This is a genomic window from Moorella glycerini, assembly GCF_009735625.1.
GTDB classification, from domain to species: domain Bacteria; phylum Bacillota; class DSM-521; order Neomoorellales; family Neomoorellaceae; genus Neomoorella; species Neomoorella glycerini.
Genome location: NZ_CP046244.1, coordinates 1,063,248 through 1,079,999, shown reverse-complemented (window position 1 = coordinate 1,079,999; position 16,752 = coordinate 1,063,248). Strand labels below are relative to the sequence as shown.

Here is a 16,752-nt window from a genome sequence, read left to right as displayed (position 1 = left end):
TAGTTGCGCACCTCCTACGGAACACTGAAAAATATCTCCGTCCTCAAGCCGCCGGTATCGTTGGTATAGTGGTGGATTGTATCCACCAGCACTTCCTGAACTTCCACATCCGGGTGCTCGATGCCGATGAGCTGCGAGTGCTCTATTTCCGGCACCAGCACCGTCAAAAGGGTGCCTGCGGTTCCATCGAATTCCAGGTTGATAATGTTCTCTCCGTATGCGAAGATCGGTAGCTTGCTCTGCTCCTTGCGTTCATGCCAGTGGAAGGTCTGTTCCACGTCGAAATAACCGTCGTAGTTTACTCCCCATGCCCTGTTCACCTGGAGGATCAGGTCGTAGAAAGTGGGGGCGTCGGCCACGAAGTTCTTGCGGGGGAATTGTTTGGGCGAAAGCTCCGCCTTTTCAATCCCTTTCATCTTTAACACATAGCTTAAGACCTCCTGGGGGAGAATGTCGGTAAAAGCCTGTTTTACTGGCTGCATCATATCCGCCATCTTGTCCCTGGCCCGGTAAGGGGAAACCGTGCGGTCGATTGCCCCAGCGAATACCGGCTTTAGAGTGCCCCCAGGCAACCCCAGCAGGAATGTTACCGGGGCCTTATTTTCCACCCTTATGCTTACCTGCGGCCTTAAAGTGAAGTTTAAAACATCGATAGGCTCCTTGCGTGACCGCCAGCAATCGAAGGATTCAATCCCGTCCTGGATTATGGCGTTTCCTAAAAACAGCTGCGTCGGCATCCTTAACTCCCCTTAACTTGGCATGTCGTCGTCCTGGGCCATGGCGATATCCTCCGTGGTCCAAGAGAGGGAATCCTTCGCCGTTTGCGCCGGGGCGGGCGACGGTGATGAACTTGCTGCACCGGACGGGATGACCAGTTTTTGGCCCACATAGATAAGGTTTACGTCGGCGATGTTGTTGGCCGTTGCCAGGGCCTGGACGGTGGTCCCAAACCGGGCCGCAATCCCGCTCAAGGTGTCGCCTTTGACCACGGTATAGGTGGTCGTGCTGCCGCTCACCGGGCGTTCCCGGACCGGGACGGTCACCGCGATGTATTCCTCGAATTCCAGGTTGACGAAAATGGTGTCGTCCAGGTTGGTGCTCCGGCTTCTCAAGGAGGCGAAGGTCACCTGGTCCACCCCGTGGGCCTGGGCTTCCGGGGAGATAATGCTATAGACCTGCGGCGTGTTAACGCTCCGCGATGGCCGGTAGATTTTATGAATGGCCTCCAGTTTCTGCACCGCAGGCCCGGATTCGTCGTTTAAAAGGGTGAGGTTCAGCCTGATCCGGGTAGGGTTATATGCTATCCGCTGGTTAGAGCGCTTTTCCTTGCCCTGGATCTCCACCTGGTCGGCCTGGGTGTCGTCTTCCACCTCGATGCTTTCAAAAACGCCAGGCAGTACCGTGTTGCCCACCATCACCTCGCCGTTGTCGTTGTCGATTTTTATGGTCGCCACGGTGCCACCTCCTTACTGGTTGCGGCTCAACCAGGCTTCCAGATCCCGCAGCAGGTCCCTTGCTTCCGCCCGGTCGTTGCCGTAGTAATGTAGGGCCACCAGCGGCCCGCCCCGGCGGGTTTCCACGCTGCGTTCCCGTTCCCTGGTAATAGACCGCTCACGGAAAATCTCACGAATATTGACGGATGTCGTCTTGGCCAGTCCGGGCGGCGGGGCGGCGAACCCCTCGCCACCGGCGGCCAGGGCCGGAGTAAGCCCCGCGCCGCCCAGCACGTCGCTCATGGCAGCGTATAGCACATGCTGCTTGGCGTAGATGCCGCCTGCCAGTGTGGTTATCAAGGCTCCGCCGCTTTTAGTGAGCTGCGACAGCGGGCCTTCCTTGGCGTCGGAGAAGGGGAGCAGCCTGCGTAGCTTGGCCAGCCCGCCCTTAACCACTTCGTAAGGCTGCATGACCATGCTCTTCAAGCCGTCTACGAACGCCTGCAGCAGGGCCGCGCCGGACTCTTTAAATTCGGTGAACTTGCCCACAATGAGGTTTTTCATGCCCGTCAGGGCCTCGGCCAGCCACTGCTTACCCATGGTAAAGACGTTCTTGATCCACTCCCAGCCCCTGGCGAAGGCCGCCGTCACCGCGTCCCAGTTGCGCCACAGGAGGACCAGAGCCGCCACCAGGGCGATAACTCCCATCACCACCCAGGTGATGGGGTTGGCCAAAAGCGCCGCCGTAAAGCTCCACACCGAAGCGATCAGGCCGGGCAGGGCGGTGGCCGCCGCCATAATGCCGCGCCGGGCCAGCTGTACCAGGCCCACCGCCATATTGCGCAGGCCGCCCGCCGCCGCTATAGCCGCCCGCCGGGCCAGCTGGGCGGTGCTGATGGCCAGCTGGGCCACGCCGCGCCCGGCGCTGGCCGCCCCGGCCCGGATGGTGCTGAAGCCCTTGCGCAGGGAGTCGGCGGCGTACATGCCCCGGATGCGGAGGGTAAGAAAGGCGTCCTGTATCGGCCCAGCAGCCTCCCTAATTAAACGTAAGGGTTTAACTAATTGAGTAAACATATAGCCCACACCCCCAATTAGGAGAGAGGCCCCTCCTAACGCAGCCAATAAAACGCCTGCTCCAGCAGCAACCAACCCAATGCTGCGTGCCACGCCGGGGTTTGCTTGCGCCAGGTCCGTCAAACGTTGCAGGAAGCCGCCTGTCTTATCCATAATCTGGTTAAAAGTTGGTAGGAGTTCACCACCAACGACTTCCTTGAGGTTCTGCCATTGCTGACCTAATATCTGCCACCGGGAACCTGGGTCAATGTTCATGGCCCTGGCCATCTCCAGGGTGACCTTAGTGCCGCCTTTCATGGCCTCGCGGATGTTGCCGATATTGTCTTTGAGAGAATCCAACTTTGGATACAACAGATCGATCATGGCCACTGCTTCGTCGGTGCCGAAGGCTTTGGCGATCTGCTGTTTTTCGATAGCGTCCAGGGTATCCCCGTACTTAGCCCGTAGTTTGGCGATGATCTCAGTAACGCCCAGTAGCTGGTTTTTGCTGTCCACGAACGACAGGCCCAGTTCCTTCCCGGCCTTGGCCGCCGACTGGATAAAGGCCCGGTACTTAGTTCCGGCCTCACCACCTGGCATGGTAGCCTGCAGCATACCCAGGACAGTCAGCTGCTCCTCCATGGGCCGCTTGGCGCTGGTAGCCGCGGCCCCCAATGTGGTCAGGGCCTGCGCCATCTGTGGGCCGGTGGATTTGAATTGATTTACCGCCGCCGCGATCCCGCCCGAGAACATCTGCCCGAACGCCTCATCGGACAGCTTATTGTACATGTCTTTATAGATCCCGTACCCAGTGGCGAACAATGACGTCATTTCCTCGGTAGTGGCCTTTGTGGCCTTGGCCGTCAGGGCCGCCAGGCGGGTGTACTCCGCCACGCCAGTATCCGTCAGGGAGGAAATACCTCCCTTGATGTCGTAAGCTGCGCTGATAAACTGGGCCTTGGTGGTGCCGGCCCACTTATTGCTGAAGCTCATGGCCGCCTTTTCCAGTGCCTGCAGGTCGGTCACGCCGACGGAAGCCAGTTCGCCCAGCGCCCGCTGCGTCTCAAAGGTGGCCTTGGTGGGCAGCAACACCGCCCCCAATATAGCGGTACCGGCGGCGGTCATGGCACCCCCGGCAGCCATCAGGTTCTTGGAGGTATTAGCCAAAGCCTGGAGTCTTTCATTGGTTTTATTGACGGCGACTTGCGCCCCCCGCATGGGGCCGCTCAACAAGTCCGACAGTTTAAGGATGACCGATAACCTGTAAATTGTTTCTAATCCCATAGTGCAGTCCTCCAGGCTTTGGTATATAATAAAGGTCATGGGGTGATGTTGATGGCTGATATTGATGCTAAAACTAAAGGTGGCGCTGTTCTAAACAGTTTAGTGTTGCTTTTTGCAGGTTGGGGAGCCATGCCGATAATGGCCTTTCTTCTAATGGGCATCGGCGGATTTTTTATTGCCATCCCTATGATAATTTTGGGGGTGGTCATTGGTTTGATAGGTTTAATATCTTTACTTGCTTCTATTTTTGCTTCGACTATAAAGATTGACTGCCCTTACTGTCATACCAAAAATAAACTTTTATCGGGCACAAAGACATTCGACTGTTTTGAATGTCACCAAAAGGTACTTATCCAACAAGGAAAGGGCACTAAAATTTAACCACTTAAAAAATCCGGCGATTTTGCCTTTAGGCCCCTTATACTACAGCAAAGGGGCCTATTCTTTGTCCCCTCCGAATGCCTTGGCGATGGCCGCCGCCATCAGGTCCATCTCCCTGCGTTCCAACCACAGCGCCTGGGCGTAAAGCTCCGCGAACTCTTCCAGCTCAAAGTCGCTTTCCCGCTGCAGGTGCTTTTTGATCAGCAGCCGCCCGGCGGTGAAGGAGTTGTTGTCAATCTCCTCCACCAGGGCGTCTACCCGCCTTATAAGTTTTTTAACTCAATGGCGTCCGACATGCCCATCCGGTCCAGGATGCTGTTGGCTATCCCCGTATGGATGGCGGGGTATTTCTCCAGCGCCCGTTCCAGCTCGCCCTTCATCTCCTCGACCACCAGGCCGAAGCAGAGGTTTTTCATGGCCCTGGAAACGTCCTTACTCATCTCCTTGAGGAAGCGCTCAATATCCCGCGACTTGGGCTTGTGGAAGACAAACTCCAGCGTCACCGGGTCCCCACGGTCGTCATCCAGGTTCTGCAGGTCGGGCACCTTCACCAGGATGACCTCGCCGTATTTTTCCTTCAGCTCGCTCAGTTTCTTGTTATCCATGAGAAAACATCCTCCTTACCAGCAAATTATCGTTTAGACCGCCCGCACGCCGTCCCGGATGATCTCGTCGGTAACCAAAAGCTCCAGGTCCACCGAGAGCTTCTTGTCGCCCTGTGCCGCTTTATGGGCGTTCTTGGTGAGCTTGGCACCTTTGATTACATCCGTCTTGGGCCGTTCCCCGTCGTTGGCGTAGCTCACCGTGATGGGGAAGGGGGGCAGTTTATAAAGGGCCTTGCCGTTCTCCCTGGCATACTCCAGCAGCCGGTCGTACTCGTCCCGGAGCAGGGTTATTTTGGCATTGGCCTCGTAGTTGCCCTGACCGTAGCCAACCGCTTTGCCGCCCTTACCGTAGACCAGCTCCGCCTCCTTGCTATCGTCGTAGTCAATACTTTCCACGCCGATCACCACCCCGTAGGGAAGGGCAATGGTGATGCTCTCCCAGTCGTACACCTTGCCGTTAACAGCCATTCAGCTTACCCCCTCTCCAGGCTGATCCTGGTCTTGAACTTCCTGATACTGCCCACTTCCTGCACCACCAGATCAAAGACGATCTCATCATTGGCCGCCTTCACCAGGGTCAGTTCATAGCCCTTCATGTGCCTGTCTTTGACCATCTGGTCCAGGGGCACTTCCATGTTGGCCTTGAGGTTGTCTAAATCATCCTCAAACATCTCACTCTTCATGTAGAACATCCCCGCCTGGTAGGCCAGCCGCCCGGCGGTGTCCGCCAGCCTGCGGTCCTTGACGTACATATAATCCGAACCCGGAGGGGACATCAAATTAGCTTCCTCAATGTAAATGCCGGAGTACTGGTTATAGGTCCGGCACACCGTGAACCCGGCGTCGTTCAGCTGCTTCAGGTGCCCCTCATTCAAGCCGTCGGGTTTGATGGCCAGGGCGGGAGGGGCCAGGTTATACTTGCGCACCTTGCCCGCCGACTCTTCGATTTTCGACTTGCCGATAATCCCCGTAACAATGCCGCCAGCGTTTTTGTCCTGCTGCCTGCCGCGCAGGTCTGCCAGTTCCAGCCTTGCGGCCACCACGCAAAGCCGCTCGTGGGCAAGAAGTCCCTTTTCGCTGATCAGGGCCTGGACATAGGTGTCCGGGTCCTCGGTATCGTCGATGTTCCGCGTCTCGCATACAAAGAAGGTCGGTATTGCCACGGCTTCCAGGGCGTCGGCCTCGGTGGCGCACACCGCCCACAGAGCGGGGGCGGTTTCGCCCACCACATGGATGAATTCATAGACAAAATTATTGTTCTTGACCACATCCATGGCATTTAGGAAGTCCTGGTTGGACATGGAGGGAGCGGTCGTCTTGAAGCTGTAGGTATCCCCCGCCACAAAGCTGGTACCCGGGTCCACGGCATTGCTGAAGGTGATGGTGATACCGGTGCCCGTATCAACAATGCCATCCACCGGCACCGTCTTGATTTGTGACCAGCTGTCGCCTCCGTCCACCGAAACCTTGTACTGGGCCGCATTCAGCGCCCCACCCTGGGTGATCGCCAGGATAACGTCATATTCGCCGATAGGGGTACCTCCTTTGACAAACGTCGCCTGCCCGGTACCCATGTGGGTGATGTTGGTGGATGTGCCCGCAACGCTCGCCGCTGCAGCAATGGCAATAATCGTACCGCCTTGCACCTGGATTGTATCCAGGCAGGCTTCCGCCAGGGGGCCAGCGCCCAGCTTCTCCAGCACGCTCTCCTCGTCAGTCAGGGTCACAAACTGCCCCGGAGCAAGTCCGGTGCAGTAACCAATCTTGATATGGGTCCCGGTAACGTCTTTCACCGTTACGGTACCCTTGTCCAGATACTCTACTTCCGCTTTGGACCAAACCGGCATAATCGTTCACCTCCTATTTCCGACCGTGAACCGGTCGCTTGAGCCAGTCATCTTTCGCCTTGTTGAAGTCCTCATCGGTCATGGCTAGCCCATCGGCCCAGCCATATGACATTTTCATGCCCGCCAGGATGGACGGGCGCAGGTTCTGCTTTGCCGCCAGTTCCTCGATGGGGTAGAGCTTTTTCTCAGGTTCGTTTTGCTTTTTGCTGCCCCGGTCATCTTTTTCCGCCATGCTTCAGCCCTCCTTATTGGATGCTTGTATTGCCGCCGGTGAGCTTGGTGTAAGCCACCAGCTCCCGGTCCTGGTAAATGCCGCCGATAAACTTGATAAACACCACCGCCAGCGCCCTTTCTTTCTGGTCCGGTGGCCAGTCGATGGTGGATGGTTCGATGGGAGTCCAGTTTCCCTGGCCGTCATCAATACCGTCCGGCAGCCCGGCCAGAAGCGCCCTGGCGATCTCGTCTACCAGTTCCTCCGTCCGGTGGAAAATGTTCACCTCAATGGGCAAAATCCGCTCGTACCTCTGGCTGCGCAGGTAGCGCTTACCCGTGGCCGGGTCGGTCCAGATGCACACCTTCCGGCGCTTGTCCTTCAGCTCTTCCTTGTTGGCCAGGACGATGGCGCTGGGGTTGGCTTTGCTGCGGTTAAAGGCATCGTCGTCGTAATAGACCTGCTTGACACCGATATTATTGAGAATTCCTGTTATGGTATCCTTGGCGATCTGGATCATTTTTCGATTCGCTCCTCAATGAATTCTTGCAGCATAGCCAGCAGGTCTTGCTCGTCGGCGCTCGATACCCCCAGGTAGGGCCGGGCCGGTATCTCCACCCTTTTGCCCCGGCCCGCCTTGCCGCCCAGTTGATGGATGGCGGCGTAAACCAGGTTGGTGCCCACCGCCGCCCCTTCGGGCCTGGCCTTGGAAGTGATTGACCGCATCAACCTGCCGGTGTCTTTCAGGATGGCGGCATTCTCTATGATCCGCAGCGCCCGCCTGGAAAGGTTGCCCCGCTTGGTCCTGAAGCCGCTGGAGCCATCTTTCCGCCGGGTCCGCCGCCTGGCCCGCGCCACCAGGGTCTGCTCACTCAAAGGCGGCCAGGACTTCCCGTCCGGGCCTTTTTCCTCCTCGAACCGCTCCTGGGTGGACTGTTCCAGGATGGCCGCCACGCGCTCGTTCAGCGCCAGGAGGTCCTGGTCCGACAGGTTCATGTTCTCCATGGTGCGCCTGAGCTCGGCCCACTGGCCCGCCAGTTCCACCCCCGCCATCAGTCGTACTCCTTGCGGAAGGTGTCCCCGAAAACCTTGGCCGGGGCGGAATAGAAGAGGCTGTTTTCGCTGATGCCTATCTGCACCTTCCCCTCGGCGATCTTCTCCAGCAGCTTGACAGCGTTTTTGTAGCGAAGGATGATGTTGTCTTCCTCCTCGCCGGTCCACTTGCGGGAGAACAGGTTATAAACGGCGATGTCCACCGCCAGCTTTTTGATCACCGGGGGCACCGGCGAAAAGGGGACCTGATATCTCACCGAAGCATAGGAATCGATCTCCGACCCGGCGGCTTCGATGGCCTTGTTCACGTTGGCCGTGTTGATGGTCGGGTTGCCGTTTTCGTCCAGCACCGGCTCCCCGTCGTCATTGGAGAGATCGATTAGCTTTCGCCGGTCTACCTGGGCTAAAATGTCCGCCAGTTCGCAGTACATGGTCATCACCTCCGGGAGGGGAAACGCGCTCCCGAATTTATCGGGGAATGAATTTCAGGGGTATGGGTTAGTAACGAAACGTGTTATAACCCCGTTACAACCCTGTTACTTTTTGTTACAAATCGGGGGCGCATATCTTTATATCCCCCCTCTGTTCCTGGGCCGTTTTAGGGCCTCTGCGGGGCATTTCTTTAGCTCTTCTTGCCGCCCTTATCGGGGGCCGCTTTCTGGTCCCCCTTGCCGCCCTTGTCGGCCTCGGGCTTGGTCTCGGGCTTTGCCTCGGTCTGGTCGGCCTTGCTGGCGGCGTCGCCTTCCCCGGCCTTGCCGCCTGTGTCGGGAGCGCCGCTCTCCTTGTCCTCGCCAGGCTCTTGCAGCTTGCTGATTGATTGCAATTTCAAGAGCGGGGCGGCTTCCTTGGCGGTCAGCTCCAGGATGTCGCCAGCCTGGAGCTTTTCGCCGTTGTGTTTTACGTATCCCAATACCACGTATTTAGGCACCGGTCACACCCCCTTAGTTGGTGTTCCTGATCAGGAACCCGGCGCTGGGACCGAGGACCATGGGGTCGTAGATGTCCCAAACCTCGATGACATCCAGCTTGTTGCCTTCCTTGTACATCCCGGATTGCGGGTGGCCCTTCTTGCGGAAGGTGTAGCCGAAGCTGGGCGTTTCCTCGCCCCGCTCGTTCTCAGGGGGTACATAGGCCAGCACCGCGATATTGGGCCAGATATCGTGCAGCACATCTTTATCGTCGGCATAGAGGGATTCCCCGACGATAATATCCTGGATCCCGAACAATTCCTTCATCAGATCAACGGTAAGAACCCCTTTGACAGCGTACTTGATGCGCTCGATCAGCTTCGGGTGTTCCTTCAGGATATCGAAGGTGGTGGCTCCCAGGAGCATCACATTGGGCCTCTTGCCGATCTTCTGGCGCACGGTTGACTTGGCATCCTCGATGTCGCCAATGGGGTCGGAGTTGGTATAATCGCTCCACATGGCGTTCCCCGCCAGGTCCAGCACATGGCCGGGAGCATAATTGTTGGGATCCAGCACCACGTCGGCCTGGTCCTTCTCCTTGCGGGTCAGGATGTTGTTCATGGCGATGCGGCTGCGCCGCGCCTCCAGCTGCGCCTGGTTGGGGGCCTCGCTGCGCTCGTTGATGTCAATGGTGATTTCCAGGGACTCTTCATGCAGCGCCAGTTTTACCGTTTCACCTTCCCTGGGTTCAATCCGCTTGCTTTTCGCCCTCATGGCACGCCTGGTGTCATACAGCTTGAAGTCGTCCGGGCCGAACCTTCTGATCAGCCCGCCCATTTTGTCGGTCAGTACGATGGGAAGGATTTTATCGCCCACAAATTCCGGGGGCTTATAGCCCTGGACCACCGTTGTCAATACCGGGTCAACTACCCGCACCTGCTTGTAAGTCGGCATTATTTCGCACCTCCAGTAAGGTTAGTATCGGTTACTGCGCCATTATCCCGGCGGCCCGGAGTTTGGCTAACAAAGCGTTGAAATCCGCCACGATGGTGGCCACGTCCGCCGCCGTGCTGTTGGCTTGGGCTGCCGCCCTGGTCATGGTTGCCTTGGCCACCGGCGATACCACTATCACTTCCACCAGGTCGCCGTCCGCTGCGGTGGAACCTACCGCAATGGCGTTAATGGCCGCGCCCGAGGCATCGGTTACCACTACGGCCTTCCCGTTGGCGTCGGCGGTCAGCGGGTCGCCCGTGTTAATAGCGCCGCCAGCTTCCACTATCGCCGTACCGAGGGCAATGACCGCGACGGCCTTTTCTCCCGCTTCCGCCCCGTCATGGGTAACTCCTCGGGCGGCCTGTCCGGCCCCGGCCTGGCCACCGGCAAAGTTAACAAACCGGTGGGGGGCGATAACCCCGGCAGGGGTCAAGGTAATCGTCAATATAGGGTTGTAAGTCGGCATAGCCTTTCCTCCTCACTTTTTGAGAGTTTGTTCCCTTAATCGCTCACCGCAACCAGGGCCTCTTCATAGGACACCTTGTTCTTTTCCATGAAATCCAGAGCCTTGCGGTGCAGTTCCATCCGCTCCTCATCAACCTGGACCCCGGCGAAATCCTTTTCCTCCCGGCGGGTCTTGCCCTCTTCCCCGGAAGCGATCTCCTTGAACAGGTACGAATAATCCGGCAGCTTGCTGATGAAGTCCTGGAAGAAGGCCAGCGGGGACTGTTTGACCTGTTTTTCCTTGTCGCCTTCCTTGGCCGTAAACTCCACTGTATCTTCTTTGTCCGGCAGGCTGGTCATGAACTCCACCAGGCCGGGCTGCACCGCCGTGGGTATCTTGGCCTTATGCTTTTCCACAAAAGCGGTGAACTCCGCTTTCTTGCGCTTGGCTTCGCTCTCCGCTAGCCGCTGTTCCAGGGTCTTGCTCTTTTCCGCGAACTCGGCCTCTATTTCTTTGCGGATTTGCTCCTTGAGGGCTTCCTTTTCCTTGTCACCCATTTGCTTTACCTCCTCATGATGGTTTTTGTCGGTGCCGCCGTCAAAATCGCACTCCAGATCCAGGCCGCCGTCATCGCCGCTGAAGGTGATGGGGGCCAGTCCCTGCACTTGCGGGAGGGCCGCTCCCAAAAAGCCCACATGTTTGAGCATCCAGCCCTTCTTCTCGTCCTTAGCCAGGCGCACCGACACCTTCTTGTACCGCCCGGCATTGACCGCTTCAGCGAACTCCGGCACCACCTGCTTAAACTTGGCTAGCAGCAGGGGGCCTTTCCTGGCCAGGGCCTCCACCCAACCGAAGGCTGGGTCGTTGTTTTTCGGGTGGCCCAGCACAATCGGGGCTTCTTCCACCCTGGGGTCGTAGTTGTCAACTATCTGCTGCACGTCTTCCTCGGTGAACTCTCCCTGCGGGTATTTCCCGGCCCGCCAAATCTCGTACCACTTGCCCAATTTTGCATCCCTCCAATCAAGCTGTTATCTGGTAGAAGTCAGCCTTTTCCTTGATGTTGTCAGGCACCTCCCTCAAGGCCCGTCCGGGGTTGCGGGCAAACCCCTGGTCGGGCGCGACTTTGGGCGGTGCCGAAGGTTTGATGCCCTCCCTGGCCGCCCGGTACTTGTTGATGGCCACGACGCCGCAGCGGCAGCGGAAGCCGTTGGGCGGCCACCATTCATTCCAGATGGGGTCATCCCGCCTGGCGATGTAGCCGTGCATGGCCCGGTGAGTATCCCGCGTCCGGCTGTCCAGCACCGCCGAATAGCGGTAGTAGGGGAACATATCCGCTAAAAGCGGGTCGTTGAGCTTTTCCCAGTGGCCAGCGCCGTAGGCCGTCTGGACGTTGGTCCTGAACACCGTTTCCAGGTGCCACGGGTCGGCCTGGCCCATGCCCATGCGCTCGAAAAGGCGGTCAACATTTTGCTTGAATTCCTCCAGGGGCTGGCCCTGTTCCATGGCCTCCTGCACATAGCCCTTGATTTTCTCCACCATCTCGCGGCCTTCCACTCTGGAGATGGTGAAATACTTGGCCCGCAGCTCTTGCTCCAGCTTTTTATACTCGTCGGCGTCCACCGGCATCAGCCTGGCGAAATAGTCCAGCGCCTCCTGGAGGGGCAGGGGGGTGACCCTGATCTCCAGCCCCTCGGCAAAGTCCTTTTCCTGGAGGGCTTGCTTGTAGTCCTGCCAGGCGTCATATTCGCCCAGCATATAGCCGGTGAGGGCGGTATCCGTCAGGTAAGCGGCCAGGTTCTCCACCGCTTCAACCCCGGCCTTGAGATTGTCCGCATCATCGAAGGAGTCCCAGGAACTGATTTGCTCCTTCAGGTTGTCCATCAGGCGTCCGTATGCCTTCCTGCCCCCTTCCAAAGCCTTTTGGTAGAAACTCTCCAGGACGTCGCCACGGGCCATGATTTTCAGGTCATCCTCGGCAAAGTCCACTTTCACGGCCCGTTTCGCCGCCTGTGAGAAATCCTGTGACATTTGCACCGGCGGCAGCGCCGTCGCCCGGCTGGGCACCACCAGCAGTTCCTCGTCGTCACCGGGGCGGGGGATATTGTATTTGTCATAGAAATAGTCCACGCTGGTGGGCAGGCCCAGGTCCATCACTAGGATCTTGTCCCGCTCGGCCCGGTCGCGGTTGATCTCCTCCTCTTCGTAGAAGATAACGAAGCGGGGGTATTCTTCCTGGGGACCGTAGTTAAAATCCACCAGCCAGCGCACCAGTTGGGTGTTGACCGCCGTCATCACCATCTTGGCGTCGGCCTCGACTATCTCTTGCTTGACATCCTCATGGACCTTGGCTGCCGAATAACTGCCCCGGTCGCCGATTTCCGTGGTCAGGGTCTGGCTTAAAATGGCCTTGCTGATTTCCTGGTTGCAGAAATTGATAAACAGCTCGTGAATAGCCGCCTTTTCGCCTTTAGCTTCCTTGAATTCTATTTCGGCGTTGTTGGGTATGGCGATGGCCGCATCCTGGACGATGGCCAGGAGGGCATTTAACAGTTCCTGCTTTTCTTGCTCCGGGATCCCCGGCGGGTGCTTGCCCACTGCCGTCGGTATGCCGTATTTCTCCGTAAAGATGGCCCAAAACTTGAACCCGTGCTTTTTGAACGTCCAGGGCCAGTAACATTTAGAGAACAGCCGCACCCCGTAAGGGTTGTAATCATCATCGGCCTCATGCTGGACCAGGAGAAACTTGGCCCCCGGCACCGGTTCGCCGTCCAGGCTGGCGGCGGTGACCAGCCGCAGGCTGCCGTCGGTGCCGAAAGTGAACCGCCGCTGGGGGCGGGCTTTCAGGCTCTTTATCCACCACTTGCCGCCCCGGGGTTCCCAAATGACTTCATGCACCCGGAACCCCTCGAACACCGCGTCCAGCATTTGCCGCAGGTCCTGCTCAAAGTTCAGCCCCTCCAGGTTCTTCTTGACGAAATCGGCGATCTCTTTATCCCTGTCGTCCTGGGAAGCCGGGAGGACGTCCCAGTTTTTTGACAGCACCCCCGACTTCCGGGAGGTCATGCAGGCCCAGATGTGGGCGTCGTTTTTCATTTCCTCGTAGACCTCCACGGACCGGCCCGTCTTTTGCAGGATCAGGTCCGGGTTGGGCAGCACCTTCAGGAAGCTGCTCCAAGGGTCGCTGCTGAGCGCCGCGATCTCGCTCTCCATTGGTTTTTTAATGGGTTTTCCGTCCGGCCCCAAGATCATCAGTCGTATCCCCTTAACGCGTCGTATATTTTGCGCATCCCGGCGGAGAGAAGCCCTCCAAAGCCGCTGCCGTGAACCATTGTGGCCGCAATCCTTGCCGAGTTCAGCGCCATGCCGTAGTGGTTTTCCACGTTGCGCTTGTAGTTGATCACCACATCCCCGGAATTGGTAACCCTCTTTTCCTTGACCAGCTTCCGCAGGTGGCGGTGGACCGCCTGCAAGGTTTCTTCTTCCTGCTCGTCCCTGGGCAGCGGCAGCAGGTACTTGGGCGGGTTCTCAGCAAACATGTCGGTGGTATTATCCAGGCTGTCGTCCCTGTCCACCGTGATTACCGGCACCGCTTTCTCGTTCTCACCCTCTTCCTTCTCCTGGAGGGAAGTGCCTTTGAAATATTGGATCCAGGCGGAGCGCTTCAGCGCCCGGACCAGCCTCTTGCTTTCGGTCTTGTAGGGCATGGCGTCGATTACCGTCCCTATGACGTTAAAACGTTCCTCCAGCAGTACGGCCCGGTTGACCAGTTCGTCCACCAGGACTTCCTCAAAGTAAATGGCTTTCAGCACCCCGTTCTGCAGAGGCTGGACAACGGCCAGGTGGCAATAATCGCCGACGTCGATGCCCATAACCGTCGGTTCGTCAGAGCGGGACTGCATGTAATACTGCAACGCCATTGTAGCCCGGTTGAGCACTTCCTGGTCAATGGGCTGCATGTTTCCCGCATCCGGCTTGGCCAGCACAGAGCAATTGAACTTGGCCCGCTTGGAGGGCTTGTCCTTGGCATCCTGCCAGCGCCGCCAGATAATATCCAGTTTCAGGCCGGGGATAATCAGCTGCGGCACCCGGTATCCCCGGTGTTCGTCGCTGCGGGAAGGTTCCTCCGCCACCCAGCGTCCGTTTTCCACATCGATGGGCCTGCCGCATCTAATGCAAACCAGGTAGACTTGGCCGCCCTTTTTCACCATATTCTCCGGGAACTCGTCTTCAATGATCTGCTCCTTGCCGCAAGCCTGGCAGGTCACCACCCATTTCCTCTTATCCGAAGCCTGGTAGCGCTCATCAATCCCCTCGCCGGGTATCATCCCCACCGAAAAATACCTTTGCCAGCCCAGTTCCGAGGCGGAAATCCTGTCCTGCGCCCACTCCATGTTTTCCGGATTCAGCACGTCCACCTCGTCATAAAGGTTGCAGTCACTGGGGATGGAGATCGCGCCGGAGACGTTGAATAGCCCCAGGATGTATAAGAAGTGGGTGTCTATTTCTTTTAACCCCGCCTGGTCAGTAGACTGCAGGCGGTTGCGCAGGTATTCCGACCGGTTGATATATGGGTTAAACCTGGTAGCCCCAAACCTGTTGGCGAACTGATTATTGGGCAGGTAGTAGATGGCGTTTTTACCCTTCTGGTCTACCAGCCAGAGGGAGAACCCGATACCCCAGGTGGACAGCCCCACCTGGGCACCCTTCAGTACCGAGATGGTGGGGTGGGCAATGTCGGTATAGATTTCCTTCAGGGCTGCCCGCCGTTCCAGGGAAAACCTTCTCCCGTTATCCAGGATGATATGTTTTTCGCACCACTCCAGGAATTCCAGTCCCAGTTCCGCTTTGTTCCTACCGCCAATCAGTTCCTCCAGGAGCATTACTTGACCACCTGCTTCTCGGCCTTATCCACCAGCTGCTCCAGCTGGCGCAGCAGTTCCGGCTGTTCTTTCAGTTCCCTTTGCAGTTCCTCCTTCAGCCGGGCTACGGCAGCCGCTACCCCTTTATTGAACTCCATCTTTAACTTCTCGATGGCCACGCTGGACCGCTGCAGCTGCGCCGCCGCTTTGAGCACCCGGCTCAGTTTTTCCCCCTTCAAGCTGCCGATGTCGGCCTCCATGAGAATTTCCATTACTAATTGCATGGCCAGGTTATTGGCAGCCTCCGCCATTTGGGTGGCCGGGGCGTCCGGGTCATCTTCCACGATGGCCTTGGCCTGGTCCCGCACAACGCGCAGCCGTTCCAGGCGGTTAAGAAAATCCTTGCTGTAACGTCCCACCGACGACTTGCCGACCTCATGGCCCTTTTGGCGCAGCCACTGGGCAATTCCCTCGTAGGTCTCGCCGTTTACCAGCAGCCTGTTTACCTCTTCCACAATTTCGGATGGGAGCTGGGTAATTTTGTGGTGTTTTCGTCTCGCCCTTGCCAATTCAATCACTCCATACCGGCAGCAGGATGCCGGGATCCGGCGGTATATTGCCCTCCAGCAGGTCAATTCCTTTGGCGGTGATATAGATCACCCGCCGGGAAATGCCCAGTTTATCATTACGGGACTCTTCCACCCGGACATAGCCTTTTTCCTCCAGGTACTCAAAATGCCCCGCCAGCAGGGCCGGGGAGGCGGAAAAATCATTTTCGCTGACCGTTATCTGCACCAGTTGTTCGCTGCAGCCGTGGGGATAATTTACCTTGCACATGCTCAAAATGAAGCCCCTCAGTTCCTTGGCTTCGCTAATCTTCATCTGCCGTCACCTCGTGTTCCTATAAGTTTATTGAGGGAACTATTGATGATGGAAACCTCCCTGGCCATGCGGTCCAGCTTGTGGTCAAGCCCGGCAATGGCCCGGACAAAATCGTCCCTCAACACATATTCCTTGGGCATGTTGGCCTTAAAATCGGCCATTTCTCTTTTTAGCAACTCAATGCGCTCGTTCTGTTCCTTTTCGTTGTCTTTCATCCCGGCCCTTATATCCTTGAGCAGGTATCCGACAACTCCAAGAGCTGCGGACAGTATTGTAAGCAGGACGGATATAAACCAGGGGGCGATTTCCGGCGGTACGTTCACTGCTAAACCTCCTTGCGGGCAAAAAGAAAAATCCCAGCCTTTACTGGGATTTTACCTTTAATTGCCTGTGTTCTTCAAAAAAAGTGCTTTAGAAAATTACTTTTCCGAGGCCGCCAGCCCAAAGTCCATGAACGTAATCTGGCCGGTTTCCCGGTCGGAAGAGATCAGCTGCCTCACCCATACCTCAGTAAGTCCATATTTCCTGGCTAATTCGCGATAGTTGGCCCCGTTAAACTCTGCCTTGATCCTCTCGTCGCGGATTTTGCGCAGAACGGCATCCAGCTTGGGCAGGTAGATTGCCATCCCCTGAAACTTGTCTGCCAGCTTCAGCGTATTTTCCATCCCGATCATCTCGCTGATCGCCCGGTATGGTTCGGGCAAATCCTCCGGTTTTAAGTCTTTGATCCACCCCTCGTTAGCCATCCTGATCACCACCTTAAACCATTTTCTTAACCGTTGTCAATACTGCATATTC

Annotated in this window: 22 protein-coding genes; 1 reads left to right on the top strand and 21 read right to left on the bottom strand. The window is 57.3% G+C overall.

Annotated features, from left to right (window positions below; genetic code table 11):
• Positions 1-14: 14 nt before the first annotated feature.
• From MGLY_RS05255 to MGLY_RS05245, 3 genes are read right to left on the bottom strand one after another with little or no spacing between them, the layout of a single operon-like run.
• Positions 15-737 carry a hypothetical protein gene (locus tag MGLY_RS05255; RefSeq protein ID WP_156272366.1) on the bottom strand — a complete coding sequence of 241 codons (723 nt, stop codon included), beginning with the start codon at positions 735-737 and terminating at the stop codon, positions 15-17.
• A gap of 12 nt (positions 738-749) precedes the next feature.
• Positions 750-1,454, bottom strand: coding sequence for a LysM peptidoglycan-binding domain-containing protein (locus tag MGLY_RS05250; protein ID WP_211662089.1), 705 nt, complete (start codon positions 1,452-1,454; stop codon positions 750-752).
• Between the two features lie 12 nt (positions 1,455-1,466).
• A complete protein-coding gene (locus MGLY_RS05245; protein ID WP_170290929.1) occupies positions 1,467-3,770 on the bottom strand; it encodes a phage tail tape measure protein in 2,304 nt (767 codons plus the stop codon).
• A 51-nt stretch (positions 3,771-3,821) separates the two neighbouring features.
• On the opposite strand from MGLY_RS05245, the gene MGLY_RS05240 reads away from it, so the two are divergent.
• Complete coding sequence (locus tag MGLY_RS05240) at positions 3,822-4,151, top strand: hypothetical protein (RefSeq protein WP_156272362.1); 330 nt, start codon at positions 3,822-3,824, stop codon at positions 4,149-4,151.
• A 57-nt stretch (positions 4,152-4,208) separates the two neighbouring features.
• On the opposite strand, the gene MGLY_RS05235 is transcribed toward MGLY_RS05240, so the two are convergent.
• The 18 genes from MGLY_RS05235 to MGLY_RS05150 all read right to left on the bottom strand — a co-directional run bounded on the left by MGLY_RS05235 (position 4,209) and on the right by MGLY_RS05150 (position 16,700).
• The gene (locus MGLY_RS05235) at positions 4,209-4,397 is read right to left on the bottom strand and encodes a hypothetical protein (RefSeq protein WP_156272360.1); all 189 of its coding nucleotides are present in this window, start codon (positions 4,395-4,397) and stop codon (positions 4,209-4,211) included.
• A gap of 17 nt (positions 4,398-4,414) precedes the next feature.
• The gene (locus MGLY_RS05230; RefSeq protein WP_156272358.1) at positions 4,415-4,756 is read right to left on the bottom strand and encodes a DUF6848 family protein; all 342 of its coding nucleotides are present in this window, start codon (positions 4,754-4,756) and stop codon (positions 4,415-4,417) included.
• Positions 4,757-4,789: 33 nt separating this feature from the next.
• Positions 4,790-5,224 (bottom strand): hypothetical protein, encoded by a 435-nt coding sequence (locus MGLY_RS05225; RefSeq protein ID WP_156272356.1) that lies wholly within the window; start codon positions 5,222-5,224, stop codon positions 4,790-4,792.
• A 5-nt stretch (positions 5,225-5,229) separates the two neighbouring features.
• On the bottom strand, positions 5,230-6,603 hold the full coding sequence (locus MGLY_RS05220; RefSeq protein WP_156272354.1) for a DUF2586 family protein: 1,374 nt from the start codon (positions 6,601-6,603) through the stop codon (positions 5,230-5,232).
• 13 nt (positions 6,604-6,616) lie between these two features.
• Complete coding sequence (locus tag MGLY_RS05215) at positions 6,617-6,835, bottom strand: hypothetical protein (RefSeq protein WP_156272352.1); 219 nt, start codon at positions 6,833-6,835, stop codon at positions 6,617-6,619.
• A 13-nt stretch (positions 6,836-6,848) separates the two neighbouring features.
• A complete protein-coding gene (locus MGLY_RS05210) occupies positions 6,849-7,334 on the bottom strand; it encodes a hypothetical protein (protein ID WP_156272350.1) in 486 nt (161 codons plus the stop codon).
• Positions 7,331-7,867 carry a phage virion morphogenesis protein gene (locus tag MGLY_RS05205; protein WP_156272348.1) on the bottom strand — a complete coding sequence of 179 codons (537 nt, stop codon included), beginning with the start codon at positions 7,865-7,867 and terminating at the stop codon, positions 7,331-7,333. The genes MGLY_RS05210 and MGLY_RS05205 overlap by 4 nt, the downstream gene beginning before the upstream one ends.
• The gene (locus tag MGLY_RS05200; protein WP_156272346.1) at positions 7,867-8,304 is read right to left on the bottom strand and encodes a gp436 family protein; all 438 of its coding nucleotides are present in this window, start codon (positions 8,302-8,304) and stop codon (positions 7,867-7,869) included. Before MGLY_RS05200 ends, MGLY_RS05205 begins: the two co-directional genes overlap by 1 nt.
• Before the next feature lie 185 nt (positions 8,305-8,489).
• The gene (locus tag MGLY_RS05195; RefSeq protein ID WP_156272344.1) at positions 8,490-8,795 is read right to left on the bottom strand and encodes a DUF7210 family protein; all 306 of its coding nucleotides are present in this window, start codon (positions 8,793-8,795) and stop codon (positions 8,490-8,492) included.
• A 13-nt stretch (positions 8,796-8,808) separates the two neighbouring features.
• Positions 8,809-9,729 carry a major capsid protein gene (locus MGLY_RS05190; protein ID WP_156272342.1) on the bottom strand — a complete coding sequence of 307 codons (921 nt, stop codon included), beginning with the start codon at positions 9,727-9,729 and terminating at the stop codon, positions 8,809-8,811.
• A gap of 31 nt (positions 9,730-9,760) precedes the next feature.
• On the bottom strand, positions 9,761-10,234 hold the full coding sequence (locus MGLY_RS17765; RefSeq protein ID WP_170290928.1) for a head fiber protein: 474 nt from the start codon (positions 10,232-10,234) through the stop codon (positions 9,761-9,763).
• Between the two features lie 35 nt (positions 10,235-10,269).
• Entirely contained in the window at positions 10,270-11,217 is a 948-nt protein-coding gene (locus tag MGLY_RS05180; protein WP_156272340.1) for a hypothetical protein, read from the bottom strand.
• A 16-nt stretch (positions 11,218-11,233) separates the two neighbouring features.
• Positions 11,234-13,423: a phage portal protein family protein gene (locus MGLY_RS05175; RefSeq protein ID WP_170290927.1), complete on the bottom strand. Its 2,190-nt coding sequence runs from the start codon at positions 13,421-13,423 to the stop codon at positions 11,234-11,236.
• A gap of 38 nt (positions 13,424-13,461) precedes the next feature.
• Positions 13,462-15,093 (bottom strand): phage terminase large subunit family protein, encoded by a 1,632-nt coding sequence (locus MGLY_RS05170; protein WP_156272336.1) that lies wholly within the window; start codon positions 15,091-15,093, stop codon positions 13,462-13,464.
• A complete protein-coding gene (locus MGLY_RS05165; protein ID WP_277997895.1) occupies positions 15,093-15,650 on the bottom strand; it encodes a phage protein Gp27 family protein in 558 nt (185 codons plus the stop codon). The genes MGLY_RS05170 and MGLY_RS05165 overlap by 1 nt, the downstream gene beginning before the upstream one ends.
• Entirely contained in the window at positions 15,643-15,954 is a 312-nt protein-coding gene (locus tag MGLY_RS05160; protein WP_156272334.1) for a helix-turn-helix domain-containing protein, read from the bottom strand. The genes MGLY_RS05165 and MGLY_RS05160 overlap by 8 nt, the downstream gene beginning before the upstream one ends.
• On the bottom strand, positions 15,951-16,277 hold the full coding sequence (locus tag MGLY_RS05155; RefSeq protein WP_156272332.1) for a hypothetical protein: 327 nt from the start codon (positions 16,275-16,277) through the stop codon (positions 15,951-15,953). The genes MGLY_RS05160 and MGLY_RS05155 overlap by 4 nt, the downstream gene beginning before the upstream one ends.
• Positions 16,278-16,373: 96 nt before the next feature.
• Complete coding sequence (locus tag MGLY_RS05150) at positions 16,374-16,700, bottom strand: Mor transcription activator family protein (RefSeq protein ID WP_156272330.1); 327 nt, start codon at positions 16,698-16,700, stop codon at positions 16,374-16,376.
• Positions 16,701-16,752: the final 52 nt, after the last annotated feature.

Excerpts from the sequence above, each read along its gene's own strand:
- MGLY_RS05150 (WP_156272330.1), bottom strand. The coding sequence starts at position 16,700 with ATGGCTAACGAGGGGTGGATCAAAGACTTAAAACCGGAGGATTTGCCC.
- MGLY_RS05215 (WP_156272352.1), bottom strand. The coding sequence starts at position 6,835 with ATGGCGGAAAAAGATGACCGGGGCAGCAAAAAGCAAAACGAACCTGAG.
- MGLY_RS05245 (WP_170290929.1), bottom strand. The coding sequence starts at position 3,770 with ATGGGATTAGAAACAATTTACAGGTTATCGGTCATCCTTAAACTGTCG.
- MGLY_RS05240 (WP_156272362.1), top strand. The coding sequence starts at position 3,822 with ATGGCTGATATTGATGCTAAAACTAAAGGTGGCGCTGTTCTAAACAGT.
- MGLY_RS05175 (WP_170290927.1), bottom strand. The coding sequence starts at position 13,423 with ATGGAGAGCGAGATCGCGGCGCTCAGCAGCGACCCTTGGAGCAGCTTC.
- MGLY_RS05205 (WP_156272348.1), bottom strand. The coding sequence starts at position 7,867 with ATGGCGGGGGTGGAACTGGCGGGCCAGTGGGCCGAGCTCAGGCGCACC.
- MGLY_RS05210 (WP_156272350.1), bottom strand. The coding sequence starts at position 7,334 with ATGATCCAGATCGCCAAGGATACCATAACAGGAATTCTCAATAATATC.
- MGLY_RS05230 (WP_156272358.1), bottom strand. The coding sequence starts at position 4,756 with ATGGATAACAAGAAACTGAGCGAGCTGAAGGAAAAATACGGCGAGGTC.
- MGLY_RS05190 (WP_156272342.1), bottom strand. The coding sequence starts at position 9,729 with ATGCCGACTTACAAGCAGGTGCGGGTAGTTGACCCGGTATTGACAACG.
- MGLY_RS05225 (WP_156272356.1), bottom strand. The coding sequence starts at position 5,224 with ATGGCTGTTAACGGCAAGGTGTACGACTGGGAGAGCATCACCATTGCC.
- MGLY_RS05170 (WP_156272336.1), bottom strand. The coding sequence starts at position 15,093 with ATGCTCCTGGAGGAACTGATTGGCGGTAGGAACAAAGCGGAACTGGGA.
- MGLY_RS17765 (WP_170290928.1), bottom strand. The coding sequence starts at position 10,234 with ATGCCGACTTACAACCCTATATTGACGATTACCTTGACCCCTGCCGGG.
- MGLY_RS05160 (WP_156272334.1), bottom strand. The coding sequence starts at position 15,954 with ATGAAGATTAGCGAAGCCAAGGAACTGAGGGGCTTCATTTTGAGCATG.
- MGLY_RS05220 (WP_156272354.1), bottom strand. The coding sequence starts at position 6,603 with ATGCCGGTTTGGTCCAAAGCGGAAGTAGAGTATCTGGACAAGGGTACC.
- MGLY_RS05200 (WP_156272346.1), bottom strand. The coding sequence starts at position 8,304 with ATGACCATGTACTGCGAACTGGCGGACATTTTAGCCCAGGTAGACCGG.
- MGLY_RS05255 (WP_156272366.1), bottom strand. The coding sequence starts at position 737 with ATGCCGACGCAGCTGTTTTTAGGAAACGCCATAATCCAGGACGGGATT.